This window comes from Halalkalibacter lacteus (assembly GCF_036663595.1).
GTDB classification, from domain to species: domain Bacteria; phylum Bacillota; class Bacilli; order Bacillales; family Bacillaceae_D; genus Halalkalibacter; species Halalkalibacter lacteus.
The window spans coordinates 1-256 of record NZ_JAWRVL010000323.1 but is presented as its reverse complement, the minus strand read 5'-3'; the positions used below and the strand labels follow the sequence as shown (position 1 = coordinate 256).

Annotated in this window: 1 protein-coding gene; it reads left to right on the top strand. The window is 38.3% G+C overall.

What is annotated here, in order from left to right; translation table 11 throughout:
- Positions 1-256, top strand: a 256-nt coding sequence (locus tag SAZ04_RS22525; RefSeq protein WP_332699930.1) for a hypothetical protein, incomplete at both ends; no start/stop codon positions are given.

Genomic DNA, 256 nt, shown 5'->3' with positions numbered 1-256 from the left:
ATTTTATGATTCTCGAAATACAGTCAATGATAGTAAGTCATCAATTGGACACGTACACGCTAGACCTTCAAGTCATATCCTCAGTAGATCAAATAGTTTTACAAGTATATGATAGTGAAACGGATGAAGAAATAGGTACGATCACAGAGTGGAAGAACGAAGAATCAGATAGCTACTCTTATGAGTGGGACTTGGCTGTTGAGGTAGAAGGCAGTTATCAGTCACTAGATGATGGAGAGTATAAGTTAGTGGCAGA